General features: G+C 70.0%; 24 protein-coding genes and 1 tRNA gene. 19 read left to right on the forward strand and 6 right to left on the reverse strand.

Features of this window, described 5'->3' with window-relative positions; all coding sequences use genetic code 11:
* The first annotated feature begins 56 nt into the window (after nucleotides 1-56).
* The 3 genes from tatB (at nucleotide 57) to serS (ending at nucleotide 2,750) form a co-directional block, all read left to right on the forward strand.
* The gene (tatB, locus tag AC2D9U_RS00230; protein WP_484745217.1) at nucleotides 57-593 is read left to right on the forward strand and encodes a Sec-independent protein translocase protein TatB; all 537 of its coding nucleotides are present in this window, start codon (nucleotides 57-59) and stop codon (nucleotides 591-593) included.
* 53 nt (nucleotides 594-646) lie between these two features.
* The gene (gene tatC, locus AC2D9U_RS00235; protein ID WP_484747297.1) at nucleotides 647-1,387 is read left to right on the forward strand and encodes a twin-arginine translocase subunit TatC; all 741 of its coding nucleotides are present in this window, start codon (nucleotides 647-649) and stop codon (nucleotides 1,385-1,387) included.
* 76 nt (nucleotides 1,388-1,463) lie between these two features.
* Nucleotides 1,464-2,750: a serine--tRNA ligase gene (gene serS, locus AC2D9U_RS00240; protein ID WP_484745218.1), complete on the forward strand. Its 1,287-nt coding sequence runs from the start codon at nucleotides 1,464-1,466 to the stop codon at nucleotides 2,748-2,750.
* Between the two features lie 6 nt (nucleotides 2,751-2,756).
* On the opposite strand, the gene AC2D9U_RS00245 is transcribed toward serS, so the two are convergent.
* Entirely contained in the window at nucleotides 2,757-3,623 is an 867-nt protein-coding gene (locus tag AC2D9U_RS00245) for an ATP-binding protein (RefSeq protein ID WP_484745220.1), read from the reverse strand.
* A 116-nt stretch (nucleotides 3,624-3,739) separates the two neighbouring features.
* Between AC2D9U_RS00245 and yajC the strand changes: the two genes are divergently transcribed.
* On the forward strand, nucleotides 3,740-4,096 hold the full coding sequence (yajC, locus tag AC2D9U_RS00250; RefSeq protein WP_484745222.1) for a preprotein translocase subunit YajC: 357 nt from the start codon (nucleotides 3,740-3,742) through the stop codon (nucleotides 4,094-4,096).
* A gap of 60 nt (nucleotides 4,097-4,156) precedes the next feature.
* Nucleotides 4,157-5,140, forward strand: coding sequence for a Bug family tripartite tricarboxylate transporter substrate binding protein (locus AC2D9U_RS00255; RefSeq protein ID WP_484745225.1), 984 nt, complete (start codon nucleotides 4,157-4,159; stop codon nucleotides 5,138-5,140).
* 135 nt (nucleotides 5,141-5,275) lie between these two features.
* On the opposite strand, the gene AC2D9U_RS00260 is transcribed toward AC2D9U_RS00255, so the two are convergent.
* Nucleotides 5,276-5,914, reverse strand: a complete 639-nt coding sequence (locus tag AC2D9U_RS00260; protein WP_484745226.1) for a superoxide dismutase — start codon at nucleotides 5,912-5,914, stop codon at nucleotides 5,276-5,278.
* A 120-nt stretch (nucleotides 5,915-6,034) separates the two neighbouring features.
* On the opposite strand from AC2D9U_RS00260, the gene AC2D9U_RS00265 reads away from it, so the two are divergent.
* Complete coding sequence (locus tag AC2D9U_RS00265) at nucleotides 6,035-6,838, forward strand: phytoene/squalene synthase family protein (protein ID WP_484745227.1); 804 nt, start codon at nucleotides 6,035-6,037, stop codon at nucleotides 6,836-6,838.
* Between the two features lie 31 nt (nucleotides 6,839-6,869).
* Nucleotides 6,870-7,700, forward strand: coding sequence for a hypothetical protein (locus AC2D9U_RS00270; RefSeq protein WP_484745228.1), 831 nt, complete (start codon nucleotides 6,870-6,872; stop codon nucleotides 7,698-7,700).
* Here the strand turns inward: AC2D9U_RS00270 and AC2D9U_RS00275 are convergent.
* Both AC2D9U_RS00275 and uvrA read right to left on the reverse strand, forming a co-directional pair.
* Entirely contained in the window at nucleotides 7,666-9,540 is a 1,875-nt protein-coding gene (locus AC2D9U_RS00275; protein WP_484745229.1) for a glycosyltransferase family 29 protein, read from the reverse strand. The two genes, AC2D9U_RS00270 and AC2D9U_RS00275, sit on opposite strands and share 35 nt — an antisense overlap.
* 4 nt (nucleotides 9,541-9,544) lie before the next feature.
* Nucleotides 9,545-12,424 carry an excinuclease ABC subunit UvrA gene (uvrA, locus tag AC2D9U_RS00280; RefSeq protein ID WP_484745230.1) on the reverse strand — a complete coding sequence of 960 codons (2,880 nt, stop codon included), beginning with the start codon at nucleotides 12,422-12,424 and terminating at the stop codon, nucleotides 9,545-9,547.
* Nucleotides 12,425-12,582: 158 nt separating this feature from the next.
* Between uvrA and ssb the strand changes: the two genes are divergently transcribed.
* Nucleotides 12,583-13,116: a single-stranded DNA-binding protein gene (gene ssb, locus AC2D9U_RS00285; RefSeq protein WP_484745232.1), complete on the forward strand. Its 534-nt coding sequence runs from the start codon at nucleotides 12,583-12,585 to the stop codon at nucleotides 13,114-13,116.
* A gap of 317 nt (nucleotides 13,117-13,433) precedes the next feature.
* The gene (locus tag AC2D9U_RS00290) at nucleotides 13,434-14,090 is read left to right on the forward strand and encodes a metal-dependent hydrolase (RefSeq protein WP_484747299.1); all 657 of its coding nucleotides are present in this window, start codon (nucleotides 13,434-13,436) and stop codon (nucleotides 14,088-14,090) included.
* A gap of 195 nt (nucleotides 14,091-14,285) precedes the next feature.
* Here AC2D9U_RS00290 and AC2D9U_RS00295 read toward each other — a convergent pair whose 3' ends face one another.
* The gene (locus AC2D9U_RS00295) at nucleotides 14,286-14,936 is read right to left on the reverse strand and encodes a class I SAM-dependent methyltransferase (RefSeq protein ID WP_484745234.1); all 651 of its coding nucleotides are present in this window, start codon (nucleotides 14,934-14,936) and stop codon (nucleotides 14,286-14,288) included.
* A 283-nt stretch (nucleotides 14,937-15,219) separates the two neighbouring features.
* On the opposite strand from AC2D9U_RS00295, the gene gyrA reads away from it, so the two are divergent.
* The 5 genes from gyrA to AC2D9U_RS00320 all read left to right on the forward strand — a co-directional run bounded on the left by gyrA (nucleotide 15,220) and on the right by AC2D9U_RS00320 (nucleotide 19,630).
* Nucleotides 15,220-17,892, forward strand: coding sequence for a DNA gyrase subunit A (gyrA, locus tag AC2D9U_RS00300; protein WP_484747300.1), 2,673 nt, complete (start codon nucleotides 15,220-15,222; stop codon nucleotides 17,890-17,892).
* On the forward strand, nucleotides 17,885-18,406 hold the full coding sequence (gene coaD / locus AC2D9U_RS00305; RefSeq protein WP_484745236.1) for a pantetheine-phosphate adenylyltransferase: 522 nt from the start codon (nucleotides 17,885-17,887) through the stop codon (nucleotides 18,404-18,406). The genes gyrA and coaD overlap by 8 nt, the downstream gene beginning before the upstream one ends.
* 110 nt (nucleotides 18,407-18,516) lie before the next feature.
* Complete coding sequence (locus AC2D9U_RS00310) at nucleotides 18,517-18,981, forward strand: peptidylprolyl isomerase (protein WP_484747302.1); 465 nt, start codon at nucleotides 18,517-18,519, stop codon at nucleotides 18,979-18,981.
* A gap of 22 nt (nucleotides 18,982-19,003) precedes the next feature.
* On the forward strand, nucleotides 19,004-19,543 hold the full coding sequence (locus AC2D9U_RS00315; RefSeq protein ID WP_484745238.1) for a peptidylprolyl isomerase: 540 nt from the start codon (nucleotides 19,004-19,006) through the stop codon (nucleotides 19,541-19,543).
* A gap of 11 nt (nucleotides 19,544-19,554) precedes the next feature.
* Nucleotides 19,555-19,630, forward strand: a tRNA-Lys gene (locus AC2D9U_RS00320).
* A 119-nt stretch (nucleotides 19,631-19,749) separates the two neighbouring features.
* Here AC2D9U_RS00320 and AC2D9U_RS00325 read toward each other — a convergent pair.
* Nucleotides 19,750-20,859: a LysR family transcriptional regulator gene (locus AC2D9U_RS00325; protein ID WP_484745239.1), complete on the reverse strand. Its 1,110-nt coding sequence runs from the start codon at nucleotides 20,857-20,859 to the stop codon at nucleotides 19,750-19,752.
* Nucleotides 20,860-20,874: 15 nt separating this feature from the next.
* Between AC2D9U_RS00325 and AC2D9U_RS00330 the strand changes: the two genes are divergently transcribed.
* From AC2D9U_RS00330 to AC2D9U_RS00350, 5 genes are all read left to right on the forward strand, one after another.
* On the forward strand, nucleotides 20,875-21,816 hold the full coding sequence (locus tag AC2D9U_RS00330) for a formylglycine-generating enzyme family protein (protein WP_484745241.1): 942 nt from the start codon (nucleotides 20,875-20,877) through the stop codon (nucleotides 21,814-21,816).
* Entirely contained in the window at nucleotides 21,813-22,379 is a 567-nt protein-coding gene (locus AC2D9U_RS00335) for a fasciclin domain-containing protein (protein WP_484745242.1), read from the forward strand. The genes AC2D9U_RS00330 and AC2D9U_RS00335 overlap by 4 nt, the downstream gene beginning before the upstream one ends.
* A 25-nt stretch (nucleotides 22,380-22,404) precedes the next feature.
* Nucleotides 22,405-24,015, forward strand: coding sequence for an arylsulfatase (locus AC2D9U_RS00340; protein WP_484745244.1), 1,611 nt, complete (start codon nucleotides 22,405-22,407; stop codon nucleotides 24,013-24,015).
* A gap of 149 nt (nucleotides 24,016-24,164) precedes the next feature.
* Nucleotides 24,165-24,746 (forward strand): DUF502 domain-containing protein, encoded by a 582-nt coding sequence (locus AC2D9U_RS00345; RefSeq protein WP_484745246.1) that lies wholly within the window; start codon nucleotides 24,165-24,167, stop codon nucleotides 24,744-24,746.
* Nucleotides 24,743-25,738, forward strand: a complete 996-nt coding sequence (locus tag AC2D9U_RS00350; protein WP_484745248.1) for an HAD family hydrolase — start codon at nucleotides 24,743-24,745, stop codon at nucleotides 25,736-25,738. The genes AC2D9U_RS00345 and AC2D9U_RS00350 overlap by 4 nt, the downstream gene beginning before the upstream one ends.

The raw sequence follows: 25,738 nt of genomic DNA on the forward strand, positions 1-25,738 counted from the left end.
CTGCTAACGGGTTTGGCCCGCGCGCCGAACATGCCTCGCGCCGGGGATGAGGATCCATGCTCGGTCTCGACTGGTCGGAACTGGCGCTGATTGCCGTGGTCGCTGTGGTCGTCATCGGCCCCAAGGACCTGCCTGAGGCCGTGCGCGGTGTTGCCAAGGGCATCCAGAAGCTGCGGCGCATGGCCGGCGAGTTCCAGGGCCAGGTCGATGAGGTGGTGCGCGAGGCCAAGCTCGACGACGTGCGCAACCAGATCAACGAGATCCGCAACTTCGACTTCAAGAGCGTGGTGGAGAAGGAGATCGACAAGGATGGCGATCTTCGCAAGACCTTCACCGAGGACCCGATCGGCAACCCGCTGAAGGACGCCTTCAGCACCTCCTCCACCTCGGGCGCCACCGTCACCCCGCCGCCCCCGGCCGCGCCCGCCTTCGTGCCGCCGGGCACGCTGCCGCCCATCGTGCGCGCGGATCCGCCGCCGCCGCCCCCGCCGGCCGCCGCGCCCGCCTTCGTGCCGCCGGCCACGCCCGCGCCCTATTCCGCCCCTGTGCCCGGCCCGGCGCCGGTCGCCGGTTCCTCCCCCCCCGCCGCCTGAGAGCGACCCAGCCCGTGCCGCGCGACCCGGAAGACCAGATCGACGACAAGCCGATGCCGCTGATCGAGCACCTGATGGAGCTGCGCACGCGGCTTCTCTGGTCGATCGGCGCCTTCATCATCGCCTTCGCCCTCTGCTACTATTTCTCGACGCAGATCTACGGCTTCCTCGCGGCGCCGCTGGCCGACATCCTGCAGAAGCAGGGCATGGGCGAGCGGCGGATGATCTTCACCGCGCTCTACGAGGCCTTCTTCACCTACCTGAAGGTCGCCTTCTTCGGCGCCACCTTCTTCTCCTTCCCGATGTGGGCCACGCAGCTGTGGCTGTTCATCGCGCCCGGCCTCTACCGGAGCGAGAAGAACGCGATCATGCCCTTCCTGATCGCCTCGCCCTTCCTGTTCATCGCCGGCGCGGCGCTGGCCTATTACTTCATCTTCCCCATGGCCTGGAGCTTCTTCATCAGCTTCGAGACGCCGGGCGGGGCGGATACGGTCTCGATCCAGCTTGAGGCCAAGGTCAGCGAGTATCTCTCGCTCGTCATGCACATGATCCTGGCCTTCGGCATCGCCTTCCAGTTGCCGGTGGCGCTGATGCTGATGGCCAAGGTGGGCATCGTGAGCGTGGAGGGCCTGCGCAAGGGAAGGCGCTACGCGATCGTGGGCATGTTCGTGGTCGCGGCGATCATCACGCCGCCCGACATCATCAGCCAGATCGGCCTCGCCGTGCCGCTGATCCTGCTCTACGAGATCTCCATCCTCGGCGCCGCCTGGATGCAGCGCAGGGCGAAGGCATAGGGGCCGCCTCCGGGCGCCTTTCCACTGACGACCCCGGCTGGCCGGGGTCTCCGCAAACGCCGCAGGTATCCCGCCCATGCACGACATCAGGCTCGTTCGCGCCGATCCGGCTTCCTTCGACGCGGCACTCGCGCGGCGCGGCGTCGCCTCCGTGGCGAACGAGGCCCTGCGCCTGGACGACCAGCGAATCGCCGCCGTGCGCGTGACGCAGGATGCGCAGACCACGCGTAACGAGCTCTCCCGCCAGATCGGCGCTGCCATGAAGGCGGGCAACACGCAGGAGGCCGAGCGGCTGAAGGCGGCCGTGAAGGCGGCGATGGACGCCGCCGCGGCGGCAACGCCGGAAGCACATGAGGCGGCGCGCGACGCGCTGCTCGCCACCCTGCCCAACATCCTCGACGCCGATGTGCCCGAGGGCGCCGATGAGAGCGCCAATGTGGTGCAGCACGTGCATGGCACGCCGCGCGACCTGCCCTTCACGCCGCGCCAGCATTTCGAGCTGGGCGAAACCCTCGGCATGGATTTCACGACCGCCGGCAAGCTCGCCGGCAGCCGCTTCACCATCCTGCGCGGGCCCCTCGCGCGGCTCGAACGTGCGCTCGGCCAATGGATGCTGAACCTGCACACGGAGGAACACGGCTACACCGAATGCGCCGTGCCGCTGCTGGTCAACCAGCCGACCGTGTACGGCACCGGGCAGTTGCCGAAATTCGAGGAAGATCTCTTCAAGACCACCGATGGCCGCTACCTGATCCCGACCGCCGAGGTGCCGCTGACCAATTTCGTGCGCGAGGAGATCCTGGCCGAGGCCGCCCTGCCGCTGCGCCTGACCGCGCTCAGCCCCTGCTTCCGCAGCGAGGCCGGCTCGGCCGGGCGCGACACGCGCGGCATGTTGCGCCAGCACCAGTTCCAGAAGGTCGAGCTGGTCTCCATCACCACCCCGGCGGAGTCCGCCGCCGAGCATGAACGCATGACGCGCTGCGCCGAGCGCGTGCTGACCGAACTTGGCCTGACCTGGCGGCGCGTGCTGCTCTGCGCCGGCGATACCGGCTTCGGCGCGGCCAAGACCTATGACCTCGAGGTCTGGCTGCCCGGCCAGCAGGCCTGGCGCGAGATCTCCTCCTGCTCCAATTGCCGTGACTTCCAGGCGCGGCGCATGGATGCGCGCTTCCGCCCGGCTGGGGGCCAAGGGGGGGGCAAGGGCACCGAGTTCCTGCACACGCTGAACGGCAGCGGCGTGGCCGTCGGCCGCGCGCTGATCGCGGTGATGGAGACCTTCCAGGAGGCGGATGGGTCCATCACCATCCCGGCCGTGCTGCGCCCCTGGATGGGCGGGCTGGAGCGGCTCAGCCCGGCGGCCTGAGGCCCCTCAGGCCTCCACCTTCACGCCGAGCCGCCCGGCCATCTCCATCACGAACTGCCAGGCGACGCGGCCCGAGCGCGCGCCGCGCGTGACACTCCATTCCACCGCCGCGCGGTGCAGATCCTCCGTCGTGATCGGCAGGTCGAAGGCGGCCGCGTAGCCGTCGATCATCGCGAAGAAGGTGTCCTGGTCGCAATTGTGGAAGCCGATCCACAAGCCGAATCGATCGCTGAGGGAAACCTTCTCCTCCACCGCCTCCTGCCCATGGATCGCGCCACGGCTCTCATTCTCGATCATCTCGCGCGACATCAGGTGGCGGCGGTTGGAGGTCGCGTAGAACAGCACATTGGCGGGCCGGCCCTCGATGCCGCCATCCAGCACGGATTTCAGCGCCTTGTAGTCGGCGTCCTCGCGCTCGAAGGAGAGGTCGTCGCAGAACACCAGGCAGCGGCGCGGCTGGGCGCGCAGGATGTTGAGCAGCTCGGGCAGGGAGCGGATGTCCTCGCGCTGGATCTCGATCAGGGCGAGTGCGCCCGGCACCTCGGCATTGGCGGCGGCGTGCGCGGCCTTGACGAGGGAGGATTTGCCCATGCCGCGCGCGCCCCAGAGCATGGCGTTGTTGGCTGGCAGGCCGCGCGCGAAGCGCAGCGTGTTCTCGAGGATGATCGCCTTCTGCCGCGCCACACCCTGCAGCAGCACAAGATCCACCGCCGCCACGCGCGCCACGGGGGCGAGGCGCGGAATGGGCGTGGGATGCCAGACATAGGCATCCGCCACGGCGAGGTCCGGCGCGGGCGGGGGCGGGGGGGCCAGGCGCTCCAACGCCGCGGCGATGCGGGTCAGGGCGGGCAGCAGCGCGTGGGGATCGTTCACGGGTGTGGGTCCGAAGTCTCTATTGACGGAAAGGGGGCGGAAGCTAGGTTGCGCGCCTTCACCCCGCAACCCACGCCCGCTCGCTGGCCCTTTTCAACGGAAGCTGGAACACCCTCATGTGGATCTCCCCCGCCTATGCGCAGGACGCCGCCGGCGGCACCGGCGCTGTCATCATGCAGCTTCTGCCGCTTATTCTCATCTTCGCGGTGTTTTATTTCCTGCTCATCCGTCCGCAGCAGAAGAAGCTGAAGGAGCATCGCGCGATGCTCGGCCAGCTCAAGCGCAATGACCGCGTGATCACCGCCGGCGGCATCATCGCCACCGTCACCAAGGTGCGCGACGACAGCGACGAGGTGGAGGTCGAGATCGCGCCCGGTACGCGCGTGATGGTGGTGCGGGCCACGATCGGCAGCGTCATCAAGCCGCCCGAGCCCGCCAACGACGCCAAGCCGGCCGACGCCGCCAAGGGCTGAACCACGCTTGCCGCGCGGCGGCGCGTGACGCAGGCTTCGACGAAAGGGAGGAACCGCACCATGCAGACCCGCCGTCGAATCCTGGCCAGCGCCGCCGCCATGCTCGCCGCCCCGCAGCTTGCCGCGGCGCAGGGGGCGGCCTGGGTCCCGCCGCGCCCCGTGACCATCGTGGTGCCCTATCCGGCCGGGGGTCCGACCGACCTCATGGCCAGGCTGCTCGGCCAGGAGATGGCGCGCGACCTCGGCCAGCCCGTGGTGGTCGAGAACGTCTCCGGCGGCGCGGGTGCGATCGGCACGCGGCGCGTGGCGCAGGGGGTGGCGGATGGCACGCTGCTCGTCTTCGGCAACAACCAGACCCATGCGACGAATTTCTCGCTGCTGCCGCAGGGTGGCGGCTATGACCCGATCCGCGACTTCGCGCCGGTCGCGGGGCTGGCCGACCTGCAGCACATCCTCGTCGTCCGCAACGAGGTGCCGGCGCGCAGCGTGCCGGAATTCCTGGCCCTGCTGCGTGCCCAGCCGGGGCGGCTGAACTGCGGCTCGACCGGGCAGGGCTCGGCCTCGCATCTCGCGCTGGAGCTGTTCCGCCTGCGCACCGGGCTCGACATGGCGCATGTCGCCTATCGCGGTTCGGCGCCGCTGCTGCAGGATCTGCTGGGCGGGCATGTCGATGCCTCCTTCGCCACCACGCCCACCGTGCTGTCGCAGGTGCAGGCCGGGCGGCTGCGGGCGCTGGCCGTGGCCTCGCCCAATCGCGCGCCGCACCTGCCGGAATTGCCGACGCTGGCCGAGGCCGGGGTGGCGGGGGTGGAGGCGGATGCCTGGCTCGCGCTCTTCGCGCCGAGCGGCACGCCCGCGCCGGCCCTGGCGCGGCTGCGGGCCTTGGCCGCCGAGGCCGGGCGGCGGGCGCCGGTGATGGCGGAGGCCACGCGGCTCGGCATGGCGCCCAATGTGCGGGAGGGCGCGGCTTTCGTGCCCTTCCTGGCCGAGGATGTGCAGCGCTGGGCCGAGGTGGTCCGCGTGGCGCAAGTGAAGGCGGAGTAGCGGGAGGGCACGCGCCCTCCCGCCTTTTGAGCACGCTGCGTTCTGATGAACGCAGTTCGTGCTCTGGAAATCGTTGAATCCAGAGCAAGAAATGCGTTCAGATGATGCCATCTGAACGCATATTGCTCCAGGGGCTCAGGCGCTCTGGCCGGTGGTCAGGCCGCCCTTGAGCATCAGGGCCTCGACCACGCTCCAGTCCACGAGCTTGTCGAGGAAGTTCTGCAGGTAGTTCGGGCGCACATTGCGGAAGTCGAGGTAGTAGGCGTGCTCCCACACGTCGCAGCCCAGGATCGGCGTGCCTTCGCCGGTCGAGATCGGGTTCGCGCCGTTGGGCGTCTTGGTGACGGCGAGCTTGCCGTCCGCCTTCACGATCAGCCAGGCCCAGCCAGAGCCGAACTGCGTGACGCCGGCCTGCTTGAAGGCCTCCTTGAAGGCGGCGAGGCCGCCGAGGTCGCTGTCGATCTTGGCAGCGAGCGCGGCCGGCAGCTTGTCGCCGCCGCCGGAGGGCGACATCACCTGCCAGAACAGCGCGTGGTTCCAGTGCTGGCCGGCCTGGTTCAGCACGGGCAGGCCATCGGCGCCGGCCTTGCCGGCCTCGGCCACGATGGTCTCCAGCGACTTCCCGGCCAGGCCCTTGGCCTCGATCATGCCGTTGAGCGCCGTGACATAGGCGTTGTGGTGCTTGCCGTGATGGAGCTCGAGCGTCTCCTGGCACATGCCCTGCGCGGCGAGCGCGCTGGTGGCGTAGGGCAGGGAAGGCAGGGTGAAGGGCATGAGGGTCTCTCCCAGGGGGCACGAAAGCGGGGCGCAGATCGGCCGTGCGTGACCTAGGTGGCGGCAGGGACATCGTCAACATCGCTTGCACAGCGGCCTTCGCCCCGGCATCTGGCGGCGATGGAGTCGAACGACCTCACCGATTTCGTGCGCCGGCATGATCCGGACCGGTTCCTCTGCGCGCTCTTCGCCCCGGCCACGGCGCGCCCGGCGCTGTTCGCGCTGATCGCGCTCAACCACGAACTCGCCCGCGCGCGGGAGGTGACGAGCAACCCCATCGCCGCGCTGATCCGCCTGCAATGGTGGCGCGATGCGATCGAGGAAGCGGCCGCCGGCAAACCCGCCCGGCGGCATGAGGTGGCCGGGCCGCTGCACGCCGCGATCGCCTCGGGCGCGCTGGCCCCGCGTGACCTGCTGGGCCTGATCGATGCGCGGGAGATCGAGGCAGAGGAAGCGGGCATCCCCACGCGGCAGAGCTTCGGCGCCTATCTGCGCGCCGGCGCGGGCGGGCTCGCCCTGGCGATGGCGGGCGTGCTGCGCGTGCCCGAGGAGGCCTGGCCCGCCGTGCAGCGCCAGGGCGCCTTCCAGGGGCTGGCGGGCGTGCTGCGCAACCTGCCTGCCCATGCCGCGCAGGGCCGCTGCCTGCTGCCCCAGGACGCGCTGGCGGAGGCCGGGCTTTCGGCCGAGGCGGTGATCGCGGACCCTGCCCGCGCCGCGCCGCTCTGCGCAGCCCTGGCCGAAGAAGGTGCACAGGCCCTGGCGGCCGAGGCAGCCTTGCCGCGGGCGGCGCTGCCCCTAGGCCTGGGCTTCCGGCTCGCGCGGCGCGACCTGCACCGCCTCGCCGCCGGCCGTCCCGTGCCGAGCCCGCGCCCGGTCGCGGACAAGATCGCGCTGGCCTGGGCCGGGCTCAGGGCGCGGGCGTGACCGGCGGCCACACTTCTGGGAGAGTGCGCGCATGATCGATGCCGTACTCTACCAGACCGCCGATGCGGATCGGTATTTCCCGATTCTCTCGGCCACGCTGCCGGCCAATCGCGCCTTCTGCCTGCGGCATGGGGTGCGGCTTGAGGCCTTCGTCGGCATCCGCCGTGGCTACCATCCCTGGCATGCCACCTTCAACCGCATCGGTTTCCTGCGCGACCGCCTGGCCGAGGGGTTTCGCGGCTGGGCCATCTACCTCGATGCCGATGCCTTCGTCGCCGATCTCGGCTTCGACTTCGCCGCCTATCTCGGTGCGCGGGGGCAACAGGGCATGATCCATCCGCCGGGCTCGGGGCAGGCCGCCTGGGATGTGAATGCCGGCGTCTTCCTGTGGAACTTCGCCCATCCGGCGACGCGCGAGACCGCCCGGCGCTGGATCGCGGGCTTCGATGCCATTCCGGAGTCCGCGCTGCGTGCGGCGCCGGAGTGGGACGATGTGGACAATGACCAATTGCTGCTGCAGCGCGTGCTCCAGAACGACGGGGCGCTGCTGGCCGCCGTGCAGCTGGAGGAGGCGTCCCTGATCGGCTACCAGGGCTCCAGCTTCATCAAGCAACTGGTTCGCAACGAAGTGCACACGCCCGACCAGCGCCTGTTGCGCATCGGGCGCGAAGTGGCGCTCTGCCTGCGCCGGGCGGGCATCACGCCGGGCGTCGATCCGGCGAGCGTGCTGCAGGCCTGGCAGGTGCTGCGGGCCCGCCCGCCAGAGACGCTCGCGCTGGCTTTCGAGGCGCTGACGCAGCCGGATCTGAAGGCGCTGCGCCAGTTCATCACCCGCCCGCCGCCCCCGGCTGGAAGCGTCTGATATCCGGGCGGATCGTCGGCAGGAAGCGCGTGACGAACCATTCCTCATAGGCGAGTTCGTGCTGCAGGGCGGCACTCGCCGCGTCGTAGTAATGGCCCTGCTGGCCGGGCTGGAAGAAATCGAAGCCGAACAGCGTCGCCTTCCGCCGCAGGATCATCGCCACCAGCATGATGGCGCGGAAGCCCGTGGTGCCGCGGCCGTAGGAGAGGGCGGAGATCAGCCGGATCAGCGAGATCGGCACCTCCGGCGGCTCACCCGGCTTCACCGGGCCCGGCAGGATCCCCGTGGGCGTGCCGAGTGCCGGCAGGCCCGGATAGGAGGGGTCGCGCGCCAGCCGCTTGTCCAGGTGCAGCCGGTGCGCGCCGTCGAACAGCATCATGTCCGTGCGCGTGCCGACATCGGCCGCGAAGCCCTGCAGCACCGGGTAGTTGATGCGCAGCACCAGCTCATGCGCCTCGATCCGCGCCGCCGCGCCGCTGCCCTTGAGGCTCGGCCCATTGCCGACGATGGCGACCGATTCCGCCCGGCGCAGCCGCTCGACCGTCTCGGCGGCAGGCCCGCCCGCCACGGCGATCTCGGCCAGCGCCTCGGCCAGCAGTCGGTCCAGCATGGCGTCGAGCGCGATGGTGTCGGCGATCTTGCCGTTCGCGAAGCGGTCCTGCGCCGTGTAGCTGCGCTGGGCGAGCGGGTCGGCCTCGGCCATCGCCACCTCCCAGGCGGCGGATTGCGCGGCCTCATCCGCCGTGGGGTCGAGCCAGGCGAGGCGCATCAGCTCCCGATGGCTGTCCAGGCCCTGATCCGGCCAGAGGGCCAGCAGCCGCGCCAGCATGCGCCGGGCGAGGGCGAAATCGCGCTCGCGATAGGCGCACCAGGCGAGGCTGCGCAGCGCGACGCGATGGGTCGGCGCCTGGGTCAGCACCACCTCGCAGGCGGCGCGCAGAGGGCCGAGCCAGTTGCGCGCCAGGTCCAGCACACGCTGGTTGCTGTGCTGCGCGTCCGATTCGTAAAGCATCGCCACAAGCTCGGCGACCTTGCCGGCGTCATCCGTGGCGCGGAAGGCCTTGGCGCGGGCCTCGAAGGCCGCCTTGCCGGGATCGGGCCGCGCCGGGACGGGCGGCAGCAGGATGTGCCGGCCGACAAGCTCCGGGCGCGGCTCGGCCTCGATCAGCGTGCGGATCAGGTCGAAGCCGTCGCGGTCATCGACATCGAGGCCGGTGATGCGCGGCAGCACGATGGGGTGGATGCGCCTTCCCATGAACAGCGACCCGCGCGCGCGCCAGCCCTCATGGCGGAAGATCTCGAGGTTGAAGGGCTGGTAGACCTTCTCGAATTCCGAGCGCCGCATCTTCGAGCGCTTCGGATCCCAGTTCGGCGGCGCGGGTTCCAGATAGCCCTCGGCATTGATGCGGTGCAGCCGCGCATCGGCCTCGGTGACGATGCGCACCGAATCGAGTTCAGGCCGGTCGCGCAGCGCGGCGATTCCCTCAGCCACGGCGGCCGGATCGCGGAAGGGGCAGGTGGGCTTCAGCCAGACCCAGATGTCGGGCAGCGGGATGCCGAGCGCAGGCAGCCGCGCATCGAGATCGGCGAGGATGTCCTCCTCCATCGCCGTGTCGGAGGCCGCCTGCGCGCCGCGCAGCAGCGGGCACTCGGCGCCATAGGCGCGGCCGATCTCGGCATAGCGGGGGCTGTCGGTGGAGAGGATGACGCGCTCGACCGGGATGGTGCGGCCGAAGGCGACGGAATAGGCCAGCAGCGGGTGGCCCGCGATGGGCAGGATGTTCTTGTCCGGCAGGCCCTTTGAGCCTGACCGGGCCGGGATCAGCGCATAGGCCCGCATCGTCTCATCCCGCCTTCCGCCGCTTCTTCGCCACCACCGCCGGCGCCACCGCACCTTCCCGCGCTAGGATCGGGGCGAGGAAGCGCCCGGTATGGCTGCCTTGTGTGGCGGCCACCTCTTCGGGCGTGCCGGCGGCGACGATCCGCCCGCCGCCTTCCCCGCCCTCGGGGCCGAGGTCGAGGATCCAGTCGGCGGTCTTGATGACTTCGAGGTTGTGCTCGATCACCACCACAGTGTTGCCCGTGGCGACCAGCGCCTGCAACACCTCCAGCAGCTTGCGCACATCCTCGAAATGCAGCCCTGTCGTTGGCTCATCGAGGATGTAGAGCGTGCGGCCCGTGGCGCGGCGGGATAACTCCTTCGAGAGCTTGATGCGCTGCGCCTCGCCGCCCGAGAGCGTCGTCGCCTGCTGGCCGAGATGGATGTAGCCCAGCCCCACATCGCGCAGCACGACAAGCTTCTCGCGGATCGCGGGCACGGCGGCGAAGAATTCCACCCCCTCATCCACCGTCATGTCGAGCACGTCGGCGATCGACTTGCCGCGGAACTTCACCTCCAGCGTCTCGCGGTTGTAGCGCTTGCCCTTGCAGGTGTCGCAGGTGACGTAGACGTCGGGCAGGAAGTGCATCTCGATCTTCAGCACGCCATCGCCCTGGCAGGCCTCGCAGCGCCCGCCCTTGACGTTGAAGCTGAAGCGCCCCGGGGCGTAGCCGCGCGCACGGGCTTCCGGCATCTCCGCGAACCAGTCGCGGATCGGGCCGAACAGGCCGGTATAGGTGGCGGGGTTGGAACGCGGCGTGCGGCCGATCGGCGACTGGTCGATGTCGATGATCTTGTCGAGATGCTCGAGCCCCTCGATCCGCTCATGCGGCGCGGGCACCTCGCCGCTGCCCATCAACCGGCGCGAGGCGGCCTTGAACAGCGTCTCGATGATCAGCGTGGACTTGCCGCCGCCAGAGACGCCGGTGATGCAGCAGAAGGTGCCGAGCGGAATCTCGGCGGTCACATCCTTGAGGTTGTTGCCCCGCGCGCCGACCAGGCGAAGCATGCGCTTCGGGTCCGCCGGGCGTCGCTGCGCCGGCATCGGGATGCGCCGCGCGCCGGAGAGGTACTGGCCGGTCACGCTCTCGGGATGGGCCTCGACCTCGGCCGGCGTGCCCTGGGCGATGATGCGCCCGCCGCCCTTGCCGGCGGCGGGGCCGATGTCGATCAGATGGTCGGCGCTGCGGATCGCGTCCTCGTCATGCTCGACCACCAGCACGGTGTTGCCGATGTCGCGCAGGCGCCGCAGCGTCTTCAGCAGGCGCTCATTGTCGCGCTGGTGCAGGCCGATGCTGGGCTCGTCCAGCACATAGAGCACGCCGGTCAGCCCGCTGCCGATCTGGGAGGCGAGGCGGATGCGCTGCGATTCGCCGCCCGAGAGCGTGGCCGAGGCGCGGCCGAGCGAGAGGTAGTCGAGCCCGACATCGACCAGGAACTGCAGCCGCTCCTCGATCTCGCGCAGGATGCGGCGCGCGATCTCGGCGCGCTGCGGGGTGAGCGTGGGCATCACGCCCGCGAACCAGTCCCGCGCCTTGCGGATGGAGAGGTTGTTGACCTCGCCGATATGGCAGGACGCCACCTTCACCGAGAGCGATTGCGGCTTCAGGCGATGCCCGTTGCAGGCCGGGCAGGCGCGGTCCGCCTGGTAGCGGGAGAGGTCCTCGCGCACCCAGGGGTTGTCGGTCTCGCGGTAGCGGCGCTCGAGATTGGGGATCACGCCCTCGAAGGCCTTCTTCACCTCATAGGCGCGCAGGCCGTCCTTGTATTTGAGCGTCACGATATCCTCGCCCGTGCCGGTCATCACGGCATCGCGGAAGGATCGGGGCAGCTCCGCCCAGGGCGTGGTCATCGCCACCTTGTAGTGCCGGGCGAGGCTTTCGAGCGTCTGGTCGTAATAGGGCGAGGACGCGCCGGCCCAGGGCTGCACCGCGCCATCCTTCAGGCTCTTCGAATCGTCGGGCACCACAAGCTGCGGGTCGAAGAAGCTCTGCGTGCCGAGCCCGTCGCAGGTCGGGCAGGCGCCCTGCGGCGAGTTGAAGCTGAACAGCCGCGGCTCGATCTCCTCGATCGAGAAGCCCGAGACGGGGCAGGCGAATTTCTGGCTGAACACCGTCCTCTCGCCGCTATCCGCGTGCTCGGCATAGGCGACGCCATCGGCGAGGGCGAGGGCGGTTTCCAGGCTGTCCGCGAGGCGCGCGGCGATGTCGCCGCGCACCACGATGCGGTCCACCACCACCTCGATGTCGTATTTCAGCTTCTTGTTGAAGGCAGGCGTCTCGGCGATCGGGTAGAGGGTGCCGTTGACCTTCACGCGCTCGAAGCCGCGGCGCTGGAACTCCTGCAGCTCCTTCTTGAACTCGCCCTTCTTGCCCTTGGCCACCGGGGCGAGCAGCAGCAGCCGCGTGCCCTCCGGCATGGCCAGGATGCGGTCCACCATCTGGCTCACCGTCTGCGCCTCGATCGGCAGGCCGGTGGCGGGGGAATAAGGCACGCCGACGCGCGCCCAGAGCAGGCGCATGTAGTCATGGATCTCGGTGACGGTGCCAACGGTGGAGCGCGGGTTGTGGCTGGTGGTCTTCTGCTCGATCGAGATGGCGGGGGAGAGGCCCTCGATGCTGTCCACATCGGGCTTCTGCATGAGCTGCAGGAACTGCCGCGCATAGGCGCTGAGCGATTCGACGTAGCGGCGCTGGCCCTCGGCGTAGATGGTGTCGAAGGCGAGGGAGGATTTGCCCGAGCCCGACAGGCCGGTGACGACCGTCAGCGTGTCCCGCGGGATGTCGATGTCGACATTCTTGAGGTTGTGCTCCCGCGCGCCGCGGATGCGGATCATGCCGCTCATGCCTGCCACCGATCATTGGGCGCGGCCCCCTGGCGGGATGCGCGCGACGTTCGCATTGTGTTCTATGGTTCTGCCACCATATACTTGGGCAGGGAAGGGGTTTCGCCACCCCCCCCGCGCCGGGTAGAACCGGGCGTCCTGTGGGGAGATGCGGCGCGATGGCCGGTGTGAACAAGGTGATCCTGGTGGGCCGGCTCGGCCGCGACCCGGAGGTGCGGAACTTCCAGAATGGCGGCCGCGTGGTGAATCTGCGCCTCGCCACCTCGGAGCGCTACAAGGACCGCGAGGGCAACATGCAGGAGCGGACCGAGTGGCACTCGGTCGCCATCTTCAATGAGAAGCTGGGCGAGATCGCCGAGAAATACCTCAAGAAGGGCAGCGAGGTTTACATCGAGGGCCAGCTCGAGACCCGCAAATACGAGAAGGATGGGCAGGAGCGCTACTCGACCGAGATCGTACTGCGCCAGTACCGCGGCGAGATCGCGCTGCTCGGCGGGCGCGGCGGCGGGGGCGGTGGCGACGAGATGGGCGGCGATTCGGGCGGCTATGGCGGTGGCGGGCGATCCGCCGCGCCGGCGCGCAGCGGGGGCGGCGGCTGGGACAACAGCGGCGGCGGGGGACGCAGCTCGGCACCGAGCCGCGGCGGCCCGCCGCGCGGCGGCAGCGACCTCGACGATGACATTCCCTTCTGACCGGCTGGGCCCGGTGGCGTGGTTTTCGCGCGGCCGGGCCCGTTGTCAGGTCCGTCGCACGCCCCCACGTCCCGCGGCATGAGTGAAAGCCACGCCCGGACGCGCAGCAGCGCCATCGAGATCATCCGCCGGCGCGTGCGGCTGTATTACGACGCCCGGCGCGCCCGGCACTAGAGCCGCGTGCCCCGTGCGGCGGAGGATGCCCTCAACGCCATCTCCCTCGTCTTCCCGCCGGGCGAGGCCTTCTTCGCCCGCTCGGTCGCGCATTATCGCGACCGGATCACGGATCCCGTCCTGAAGAATAGGCCGAGCGCTTCATCTACCAGGAAGCCATGCATTCCAAGGAGCACGGCCGGTCCAACGCCGTGCTGCGGGAAGCCAATGTGCTCGGCACCGAGCTGGAGACGGCGACGCGGATCTTCGTGTGGATCGCCTCGCGCCTCTCGCTGCCCTCCACGCGCCTCGCCATGACCTGTGTGCTGGAGCACTTCACCGCCATGGTGGCCGAGCGCCTGCTCGCCTGCCGCTGGCTGGACCGCGAGGGCACGGATCCGGAGTTCCGCGCCCTGTGGATGTGGCATGCGGCCGAGGAACTCGAACACAAGGCCGTCTGCTTCGACGTCTACCGGCACATCTTCGGCACTGGTGTGCTGGCCTGGCTGCATCTCTGTTTCGCCATGCTGGTCATCACCCTGTTCAACGGCACGGGCATCCTGGTGGCCTTCGCCGTGGTCCGGCTACGGGCCTGGTGGGGGCGCCTGCGCCGCCGCGGGCAGGGGACGGCACCCGCCGCCACGAAGGGCCCGAGCCTCTCGATCCTGCTGACCGGGCTCGGGCCGCGCCGGTATTTCGACTTCTATCGCCGCAACTTCCACCCCTGGGACCATGACGACCGGGCGCTGCTCGAGGCATGGAAGGCCGAGAATCCCGGCTTCGGCCTTGGTGATCCCGCCGCCCGGCCCGCCGCCGCCTGACCGGCCCTCAGCCGCGGTCGAAGCGGAGCAGGCTGTAGCTCAGCATCCCCGTGCGCCCGGCGAGATCGAGCGCCCCGAGGCTCGCCCCGCCGACGATCCGGAGGCGTCCTGCCACCTCCGCCTGTCGCATCATCCGCCCGAGAAAGGCGTAGGTCGGCAGGATGTGGCGGGTGATGTCCCGGCGGGTCGTCTCTGTCAGCCCGGCAGCCGCGGCCAGGCGGCGGTAGCCGGCGGCGGAGCAGGAGACATCGCAGGCGCCGAACAGCGGCACGCGCCGCAGGCCCAGGCGCATGCCCAGAAGCAGCACCGGAACGCAGGCCTCCGCCGGCACGAAATCCGACAGCACCAGAACCCCCCCGGCCGCAGCACGCGCCGCACCTCGGCGAGGAAGGCGCTGCGGGAGGGGAAGTGGAAGATGCACTCCACCGCCAGCACCCGGTCGAAGCTGGCATCGGCGAAGGGCAGGGTGCAGGCATCGGCGGCGACGAAGGTAGGCGGCGCGCCCACCCCCTCCTGCGCCAGGGCGGCCGCGCGCCGCAACTGCCGGGCATCGATGTTGAGGCCGACCAGGTCGAGTCCCGCCCCCTGCGCGCGCAGGCTGGCCAGCGTGCCGCCGAAGCCGCAGCCGGCGTCCAGCACCCGCATCCCGGGGCGGATGTCGGCCATCGCCAGCAATTCCTGGCTGAGCCGCTCCGCCGCCCGGCCGTAATCCTCGGGCGAGTCCGGTTGGGCGGCAGCGGGGTCGGGCCAATAGCCCCAATGGATGTGGCGGCCGAAGCTGTGTTCCAGCGCGGGCGTCCCGCGCGCGAGATGCGTCAGCAATTGGTCGATATAGGGCAGGCTCATGGTGCGATTTCTCCCGCCGGGTCGCCCCGGTGTCGCACATCCCCGTTCGCTGCCGGTAGCCCCTCGGGCCGGAGCAGGGCAGGGGCGAAGTTTCGCCGCATCCGCGCCCGGCACCCTTTCGCCAGGGCGCCAAATTGCCTAATCCATACCGCGCCGGCCCCCGCTTTGCCCGGCCCCTCATGAGGATTCCGCGTTGAGCGACACGCCGCCTTCACCCCCAGGCTCGCCCCCCGACGAGCCCCGCTTCGGGGCCGACACCGCGCCGATCGGCCTCGAGACGGAGATGCGCCGCTCCTATCTCGACTACGCCATGTCGGTGATCGTCGCGCGCGCCCTGCCGGATGCGCGGGACGGGCTGAAGCCGGTGCACCGGCGCATCCTCTATGCGATGCATGAGGCCGGCTACGCCTCCGACAAGCCGCACCGGAAATCGGCGCGCGTCGTGGGCGACGTGATGGGCAAGTATCACCCGCATGGCGACGCCTCGATCTACGATGCGCTGGTGCGCATGGCGCAGCCCTTCTCCATGCGTGTGCCGCTGATCGACGGGCAGGGCAATTTCGGCTCGATGGATGGCGATCCGCCCGCGGCGATGCGCTACACGGAGGTCCGCCTCGCCCGCGCCGCCACCGCGCTGCTGGAAGGGATCGACGAGGACACGGTCGATTTCCAGCCCAATTATGATGAGAGCGCGGAGGAGCCGAAGGTCCTCCCGGCCGCCTTCCCGAACCTGCTGGTGAACGGGGCGGGCGGCATCGCGGTGGGCATGGCGACCAACATCCCCACCCATAATCCGGGCGAGATCATCGATGCCACGCTGGCGCTGATCGCGGAGCCGGCGCTCAGCCTCGAGGAGATCATGAAGATCGTCCCGGGGCCGGATTTCCCCACGGGCGGGCTCATTCTCGGCCGTTCGGGCATCCGTTCCGCCTTCGAGACCGGGCGCGGCTCCATCCCGCTGCGCGCGCGCGCGACCATCGAGGAGATGCGCGGCGGGCGCTCGATGATCGTCGTCACCGAGATCCCCTACCAGGTCAACAAATCCACGCTGATCGAGAAGATCGCCGAGCTGGTCCGCGCCAAGGCGATCGAGGGTATCTCCGACCTGCGCGACGAGAGCGACCGCGATGGCTTGCGCATCGTCGTCGAGCTGAAGAAGGACGCGACGCCCGAGGTCGTGCTGAACCAGCTCTACCGCTTCACGCAGCTCCAGACTTCCTTCGGCGTGAACTTCGTGGCGCTGGATGAGGGCCGGCCGCGCCAGATGGGGCTGCGCGACGCACTGCTCGCCTTCATCAAGTTCCGCGAGGAGGTCATCCTCCGCCGCAGCCGCTTCCGCCTGAACAAGGCGCGCGACCGCGGCCACCAGCTGATCGGCCTGGTCATCGCGGTGGCCAATATCGACGATGTCATCGCGCTGATCCGCGCCGCCCCCGATGCCGCCGCCGCGCGCGTGGCGCTGATGGCGCGCGACTGGCCGGCCGCCGATGTCGGCCCGCTGCTCGCCCTGGTCGATGACCACCGCAACACCCTCTCGCCCGAGGGCACGGTGCGCCTGACGGAAGAGCAGGCGAAGGGCATCCTGGAGCTGCGCCTGCAGCGCCTGACGGGCCTCGAGCGCGAGAAGATCGTGGCCGAGCTGAACGAGGTCGCCGCCACCATCGCCGAGCTGCTCGAGATCCTCTCCTCCCGCCCGCGACGCATGGAGCTGATGGCGCAGGAACTGGCCGCGGTGCGCGAGAAGCTCGCCGTGCCGCGCATGACGGAGATCGTCGATGGCGTCGCCGACCAGGATGATGAGAGCCTGATCGAGCCGGGCACGATGGTGGTGACGCTCACGCGCGACGGCTATGTGAAGCGCACCGGGCTCGACATCTTCCGCAGCCAGAATCGCGGCGGGCGCGGGCGCTCGGGTGCGGCGACGCGCGAGGACGACATCGTGGTGCGCAGCTTCGTCGCGCACACGCATCAATGGGTGCTCTTCTTCACCTCCCGCGGCATGGCCTTCCGCGAGAAGGTCTGGCAGCTGCCGGAGGGCGGCACCCAGGGCAAGGGCCGCTCGCTCCGCCAGGTGCTGCAGCTGCAGCAGGATGAGCAGGTCACCGCCGTGCTGCCGCTGCCGCAGGATGAGGCGCTGTGGGAGAACCTGCACCTCGTCTTCGCCACGGCGCAGGGCAATGTCCGGCGCAACAAGCTCTCGGACTTCCGCAACATGCGCGCGGTCGGCCTCATCGCCATGAAGCTGGATGAGGGCGACACGCTGATCGGCGTGGCCACCTGCCGCGAGGGCGACGACGTGATGCTCGCCACGCGCAAGGGCCGCTGCATCCGCTTCCAGGCCGAGGCCGAGCAGCTGCGCGTCTTCGCGGGCCGCGATTCCTCGGGCGTGCGCGGCATCAAGCTGCTGGGCGATGACGCGGTGATCTCGCTCGCCGTGCTCGGCCACGCCAAGGCCACGCCGGCCGAGCGCGAGGCCTATCTCCGCCTCGCCGCGCAGAAGCGCCGCGCCGCCGGCGAGGAACCCGCCGAGACCGCGCCCTCGCCGGAAGAGGCCGAGGACAGCGGCGAGGCCGTGACCCTCTCGCCCGAGCGTGTGGCGGAGATGGAGGCGCTGGAGGAAATCCTGCTCTGCGTCACCGATCGGGGCTTCGGCAAGCGCAGCTCCGCCTATGAGTATCGCGTCACCGGTCGCGGCGGCCAGGGCATCACCAACATCAACCTCACCCCGCGCACGGGGCGCGAGGTGGTGGCCACCTTCGCCGTGCGCGCCGGCGATGGCGTGATGCTGGTGACCGATGGCGGACGGCTGATCCGCCTGCCGGCCGACCAGGTGCGCATCACCGGGCGCAACGCCATGGGCGTGACCCTGCTGCGCCTGGGCGAGGATGAACGCGTCACCTCCTGCTTCCCGGTCATGGAGGATGACAGCGCCGAGGAGGCCGCGACGGATGCCTGAACTGCGGGTCGGGCTCTACCCCGGCACCTTCGATCCCGTCACGAACGGTCATCTGGACGTCATCGCCCGCGGCGCGCGGCTGGTGGATCGCCTCGTCATCGGGGTCGCCATGAATGCCGGCAAGGGCCCGCTCTTCCCGCTGGAAGAGCGCGCCGAGCTGGTGCGGGCGGAGACCGATGCCATCGCGGCGCGCACGGGCTGCGAGATCCTGGTGACACCCTTCGACGGGCTGCTGGTCGCCTTCGCCCGGCAGATCGGCGCGCGCATGATCGTGCGCGGGCTGCGCGCCGTCTCCGATTTCGACTATGAGTTCCAGATGGCCGGCATGAACCATCGCCTGGAGCCCGAGATCGAGACGGTGTTCCTGATGGCGAGCGAGACCAACCAGTTCATCTCCTCGCGCTTCGTGAAGGAGATCGCGATCCTGGGCGGCGACATTTCCAGCTTCGTGCCGCCTTTGACCCTCGAGCGCACGCTCGCCCGCGTGCAGAGCCGCAAGGACACCACCGCGTGACAGACCTCTCCCTCCGTCGCCGGGGCCTGATCGCCGCCGGCCTCGCCACCCCCTTCCTGGCGCAGGGCGCCGCCGCGCAGGGCGCGAGCGACCCCGAGAACACCCTGTTCATGGAGCTGAAGGATGGCCGCGTGACCATCCAGATGCTGCCCGACCTGGCACCCCGCCATGTCGCGCGCATCAAGGAACTCGCGCGGCGCAACTTCTACGACAACACGCCCTTCCACCGCGTGATCGAGGGCTTCATGGCCCAGGGCGGCGACCCGACGGGCACCGGCACGGGCGGCTCGCCGCTGCCCGACCTGCCGGCGGAATTCGTTCCCGCGAGCCGCGCGCGCTTCGTGCGCGGCACCTGCGGCATGGCGCGTACCCAGAACCCGAACAGCGCGAACAGCCAGTTCTTCATCATGTTCGCGCCCGCGCCGAGCCTCGACACGCAATACACCATCTGGGGCCGTGTGATCGCGGGCATGGAGGCGGTGGACCGCATCAAGCGCGGCGCCGGCCCCTCCGGCATGGTGCCGCCGCCGCCCGACCGAATCCGCACGCTCCGCGTCGCCGCCGACGTGCGCTGACCATTTCCCGAAGGACATCGAAATGAGCACCCAAGAGAACACGCTGCTGCTGGAACTCGCGAGCGGCGTCGTGACCATCGAGCTCCTGCCCGAGCTCGCGCCGCTGCATGTCGAGCGCATCAAGACCCTGGCCAGCGCCGGCTTCTACGACAACACGCCCTTCCATCGTGTGATCGAGGGCTTCATGGCCCAGGGCGGCGACCCGACCGGCACCGGCACGGGCGGCAGCGACCTGCCGGATCTGCCCGCCGAGTTCAGCCCGCCCGGCAAGGCGCGCTTCGTGCGCGGCACCTGCGGCATGGCCCGCACCCAGAACCCGAACAGCGCGAACAGCCAGTTCTTCATCATGTTCGCCCCGGCCTCGAGCCTCGACGGCCAGTACACCATCTGGGGTCGCGTGACCGCCGGCATGGAGTTGGTGGACGGCATCAAGCGCGGCGCGGGCATGAACGGGATGGTGCGCGAGCCCGACCGCGTGAAGTCCATGCGCCTCGCAAGCGCCGCCACGCAAGGCAGCGATGCCGCTGACGGGGTTGACAGCACGCCCGCCGCCGACGCCTAAAAGCGCCGACCGAGCCCGTAGCTCAGCCGGTAGAGCACGTGACTTTTAATCATGGGGTCGTGGGTTCGAATCCCACCGGGCTCACCACTTGCTGGCCGCCAGCATCTTACCCGGGGGCATCCGCCCCGAGGAAGGGTGACCGCGCTTCCTGACGCGATCAATCAGGTCTGCGCACAGCGCGCAGGCCATGCCCTTGCCGCCGTGCTTCACCCGCAATCGGCGGATAGTCCGTTCGCGGCGCACCACGCCAGCGATTCGCGTTCAGCCTCGGCGTCGGCATCGCGCAGCAAATCGAGAAAGGCCTGCTCGGCCTCCGCGAGCGGTCTTGCTCGCAGCCTGATGATGCCCGGATGCAGCGATACCCAGGGTGCGCGCCAACGCAGTGCCTCCACGGTGCCCATCCTCATCGCGGGCAGGGCGATCGCCAGGGTGGAGGCGGCAACGGCATCGCCATGTCGCAGCGCGGACATCGCCACCGTTGGGCTATCGTGCAGGATCGCCGGGAAGGCCGCATGCGGCTTGCCCGCAACTGCCGCCGCCTCGCGCGCCGCCGCCATCGGGCCCTGCACCGACTGCGGTGCGCGCGAGATGAACGCAAATGGGTAGGACATGATGTCCGACAGGCTGATGCTCGGCAGTTGCGTCAGCGGATGTCCAGGGCGGACCACGAAGATGCCCGGCTGGCGGCGCAGGGGCTCGACCTCCAGGCCCGGGTCGGGTTCGACGCCGCGCAGGTCGAGCAGGCCGACCGTCGCCTTGCGGGCATGCAGGGCGTGCGGAACATCTGCCCAATTGCCGCCCTGCAGCCTCAGGCGCACCCGCGGGTAGAGCGAAAGCATCCGCATGGCCGCCGTCATGCCAATCGATTCCAGCACGAAGCTACCTGCCATCACCGAGAGATCGCGCACCTGACCGCCGCGCACCTCCGCCATGCTGCGTTCCACGCGCTCCAGCCGGCCCAGGATGTCTTCCGCCTCTGCCATGAGGGCGCGACCGAGATTGGTGGTGATCACGCCCTGGCGATTCCGCTCGAACAACGCGCCGCGCAGCCTGGCCTCCAGCGCCGCGAGGCTGCGTGTCAACGCGGGCTGGCCCATGCCGAGCACGCGTGCCGCCCTCACCAGGCTGCCCTGGCGCTGGATCTCCAGGACGAGACGTAGGTCGCGCACCTCGATCATATGTTCCCACGGGCAAGTCGAGATTGCCGTTTGGGCATTGGCGCGCAGCGCCCGTGCTTTGGCAACCTCTTCTTGGGGAGAGGAGCGCGAAGCATGCGTGGGACGAGGGATGCCGCCGACGCTGCCGTCGCGACTCATGCCGGACCGGCCGGCATGCTGCGCATCCCCGGTGGCCGCTTCCTGATGGGTTCGGACCACCACTACGCCGAGGAAAAGCCTGCGCACCACGTGGCGGTCAGCGCCTTCTGGATGGATTGCAGCACGGTCACCAACACCGAATTCGCGCGCTTCGTCCACGCGACCGGCTATCGCACCGTGGCGGAACGCCCGCTCGATCCGGCGGACTACCCGGGGGCGAGGCCCGACATGCTGGCGCCCGGCGCCCTGGTGTTCCGCATGACGGACGGGCCGGTGGATACGCGCCAGGTGGCCCATTGGTGGCGCTGGACCAAGGGCGCGCAGTGGCGCCACCCCGAAGGGCCTGGCAGCGACCTCGCCGGCCGCGAGGACCACCCCGTCGTTCACGTCGCCTATGAGGATGCGCTGGCCTATGCGCACTGGGCGGGCAAGGATCTGCCCACCGAGGCAGAGTGGGAATTCGCGGCGCGTGGCGGGCTGGAGGCCGCGGAATTCGCCTGGGGCGACGACCTCACGCCGGGCGGCGTGCACATGGCGAATACCTGGCAGGGCCCGTTTCCCTGGCGGAACTTCGCCGCCGATGGCTTCGAGCGCACCGCGCCGGTCGCCAGCTACCCACCCAACGGCTATGGCCTGCACGACATGGCCGGCAATGTCTGGCAATGGACGAAGGATTGGTGGTCCGCCCGACATGAAGCGGACCCGGCCAAGCCCTGCTGCGCGCCCTCGGATCCGCGCGGACCGGCGATGGAGGGCAGCTATGACCCCGCGCAGCCGCGCATCCGCATCCCGCGCAAGGTGGTGAAAGGCGGCAGCTTTCTCTGCGCGCCCTCCTATTGCCGGCGCTACCGCCCTGCTGCGCGCCACGCGCAGATGATCGACAGCGGCATGAGCCATATCGGCTTCCGCTGCGTGCTTCGCGACAAACCGGAAACCAGGAAGGAAGACGCCCGATGATCGAGACCCTGACAGGCCGCCGCGCATTTCTGGCGTTGCCGTCGCTGGCGCTGCTCACGGCCTGCGGCGGCGGCACACCCGATGTGCAGAGCCAGCCGCAGCGCAGCATCATGGAGGTCCTGGCCTCCGACAGTTCCTTCGAGCGCTTCGTGGAGGCGGCCTCGCGCAGCGGCCTGCAGCAATCCCTGGTCGGCGCAGGGCCCTTCACGGTCTTCGCCTTCACCAATTCGGGCTGGGCGGACCTGCCGGTCTTCCTGCGCCAGTCGCTGCTCGACCCGGCCGAGATGCTGCGCCTGCGCTCGGTCATGGGCAATCTGGTGGTGGATGGGCGCCAGACCATCGCCTCGCTCGGCGGCCAGAAGCGCGACTTCACGACACGGGCCGGCACGACGCTGACGGTGGACGCGACCAATGCCGAGCGCGTGAGCGTCGAATCCTCCGGCGGGCGCGCGATGAGCGCCGGTGCCGCCACCGCGGGCCTGCGCTCCGCACGCCTCATCCGCCAGGACATCGAGGCGTCGAACGGCGTCATCCATGTCCTCAGCCAGATCATCGTGCCCTGAACGGGCCAGGAGGGGAGACGAACCAATGAGCGATCATCGCACCTCGCGCCGGGGCATGCTGCTGGGCAGCGCCGCGGGCGTTGCCGCGGCCGCGCATGGCCGCACCGCCCTGGCGCAGGCCCAGCCGCGCCCGGCCCAGCCCGCGGCGGCGCCGGGCGGCCCGGCACGGCGACCGAACATCCTGGTGATCTTCGGCGACGATGTCGGCTGGTCCAACATCTCCGCCTACAACATGGGGATGATGGGCTACCGCACGCCCAACATCGACCGCATCGCGCGTGAGGGCGCCATGTTCACCGACGCCTATGCGGAGAATTCCTGCACCGCCGGACGCTCGGCCTTCATCACCGGCCAGAGCCCGATCCGCACCGGCCTTTCCAAGGTCGGCCTGCCCGGCGCCGCCGAGGGCATGCGGCCCGAGGACCCGACCATCGCCGTCCTGCTCAAGGCGATGGGCTACGCCACCGGCCAGTTCGGCAAGAACCACCTCGGCGACCGCGACGAGCACCTGCCGACCATGCACGGCTTCGACGAGTTCTTCGGCAGCCTCTACCACCTCAACGCCGAGGACGAGCCGGAGAACGCCGACTATCCGCGCGACCCGGAGTTCCGCCGCCAATACGCGCCGCGCGGCGTGCTGAAGACCTGGGCGAACCCCGATGGCACGCAGCGCATCGAGAATACCGGCCCACTGACCATGAAGCGGATGGAGACGGTGGACGAGGAGTTCCTCGGCGCCGCGCTCAACTTCATCGACCGCGCGCACAGCGCCAACCGGCCCTTCTTCACCTGGTTCAACGCCACACGCATGCATATCTGGACGCGCCTCAAGCCCGAGAGCCGCGGCGTCACCGGCCTGGGCGTCTATGCCGATGGCATGGTCGAGCATGACGGGCATGTCGGGCAGCTGCTGAAGAAGCTCGACGACCTCGGCATCACCCAGGATACGATCGTGATCTACAGCACCGACAATGGTGCCGAAATCATGTCCTGGCCCGATGGCGGCAACACGCCCTTCCGCGGCGAGAAGGCGACCGCCTGGGAGGGCGGCTTCCGCGTGCCGATGGCGATCCGCTGGCCCGGGCGGATCCCGGCGGGCCGCGTGCTCAACGACATCTTCTCCCACCAGGACTGGCTGCCGACGCTGCTGGCCGCGGCGGGCGACGCGCAGATCAAGCAGAAGCTGCTGGAGGGGCATCGCGTCGGGGCGCGCAGCTACAAGGTGCATCTCGACGGCTACAACCAGTTGCCGCTGCTGACCGGCACGGGGCCCGGCGCGCGGCACGAGATGTTCTATTTCACCGATGACGGCGACCTCGCCGCGCTGCGCTACGACAACTGGAAGATCCACTTCATGATCCAGGAGAATACGGGCCTGCGTGTCTGGGAACGCAGCTTCACGCCGCTGCGCCTGCCGATGCTGTTCAACCTGCGCTCCGATCCCTTCGAGCGCGCGGATGAGAGCTTCGACTATGGCCGCTGGCGGGTGGAGCGCGCCTTCGCCTTCGTTCCAGCCCAGCAATATGTCGGCCGTTTCCTCGCCACCTTCCGCGACTTCCCGCCGCGGCAGGCACCTGGCAGCTTCAGCCTGGGCGATGCGATGGCGCGGCTGCGCCAGGGCGCGGCCGCGCGCTGAGGTCAGGCAACCCGCCGCAGCCTCCTCCGCGGCGGGCCAGGAGTCGGCGGGCGCGCGACCATCCGCGCCCGCCGGACCCGCGACAGGCGCAAGAGGACAGCGCGATGCAGCGGCGTGACAGGACCACACGCGATGATGGCGGCGGCCTCATGGCCCTGCGACGCATGCTGCTCGAAGGCGCGCTGGTGGTGCTGCCGATCGGCGCGGTCGTGCTGCTCGTGCTGGGATTGCTCGGCCGGATCGAGCACGCGGCGGATCCGCTCGCCGGGCATGTCGTGCACCCGGCGATCGTCGCCGTGGTCGGGCTGCTGCTGATCTGCCTTGTGGTCGGCCTTGCCATCCGCTCGCGCCTCGGCCACCGGATGCGCGCGCTGATCGAGGGCGCGCTGCTGGACCGGCTGCCGGGCTATCGCCTCGCCAAGGCCTTCGCCTCCGACGGCCCCTGGAGCGGCAGCGGCGGCCGCGCCGTGCGCCCCGCGCTGGCGGCCATCGAGGAAGGGCTTTGCCCGGCCCTCGTCATGGATGAGTTCGACGATGGGCGCCTTGTGGTCTTCGTCCCCGGCGCGCCGGCACCGATGGCGGGCGCCATCTACGTCTTCGCACCCGAGAAGGTCACGCTGCTGGACGTGCCGGTGCTGCCCTTCCTGCGCACCATCTCCTCCTGGGGGCTCGGCCTGGTCGAGCTCATCGAGGCGGCGGAACGCGCGCGCAAAAAGGAGAGTCTCACGTGACCCACCCGGACCTGCCCCGTCGTACGCTCGGTGCGCTCGGCCTCGCCGGGCTTGCCGCGTCGCAGGCGCGTGCCCAGGCGGCCGATCCGCTGCCCTCCTGGCGCGAGGGACCACGCAAGCGTGCGCTGCTCGACTTCGTGGCGGCGGTCACGGCCGAAGGCAGCCCCGATTTCGTGCCACCGGCCGCGCGCATCGCGGTCTTCGACAATGACGGCACGCTCTGGGTCGAACAGCCGGCCTACACGCAACTCCTCTTCGTGCTCGACCGGCTGCGCGCGCTGGCCCCCGCCAACCCCGCCTGGCGCGAGGATGCGCTGTTCCGCGCGGCGCTCGAGGGCGACCTGCATGGTGCGGCCGCCGGCGGCACGGCGGGGCTGCTGCGCCTGGTCGGCGCGGCGCAGGCCGGCACCACGCCCGAGGCCTTCCAGCAGCTTGCCGCCGCCTGGCTCGCGACGGCGCGCGACCAGCGCTGGGGCCGGCCCTACACCGCGCTTGTCTACCAGCCGATGCTGGAGGTGCTGGCCCTGCTGCGCGCGCGGGGCTTCATCACCTTCATCGTCTCCGGCGGCGGGGTCGAGTTCATCCGCGCCTATGCAGAGGCCAGCTACGGCATCCCGCCGCACCAGGTGATCGGCTCGACCTTCGCGCTGGAGCCCGGCGAGGCCGAGGGGCGGATCGTGCTGACGCGTCAGCCGCGCGTGGATTTTGTGGATGACGGGCCGGGCAAGCCGGTCGGCATCGCGAAGCATATCGGCCGCCGCCCGATCGCCGCCTTCGGCAATTCCGACGGCGATTGGCACATGCTGCGTTACGCGACCGAAGGGCAGGGGCGCCGCCTGGGGATGATCCTGCGCCATGACGATGCGGCGCGCGAATTCGCCTATGACCGGGAGAGCCATGTCGGCCGGCTCGCCCGCGCGCTGGATGAGGCGCCGGCGCGCGGCTGGCAGGTGATCTCGATGCGTGAGGATTGGTCGCGGGTCTTCGCCTGA

This window comes from Roseomonas sp. TF40 (genome assembly GCF_057219975.1).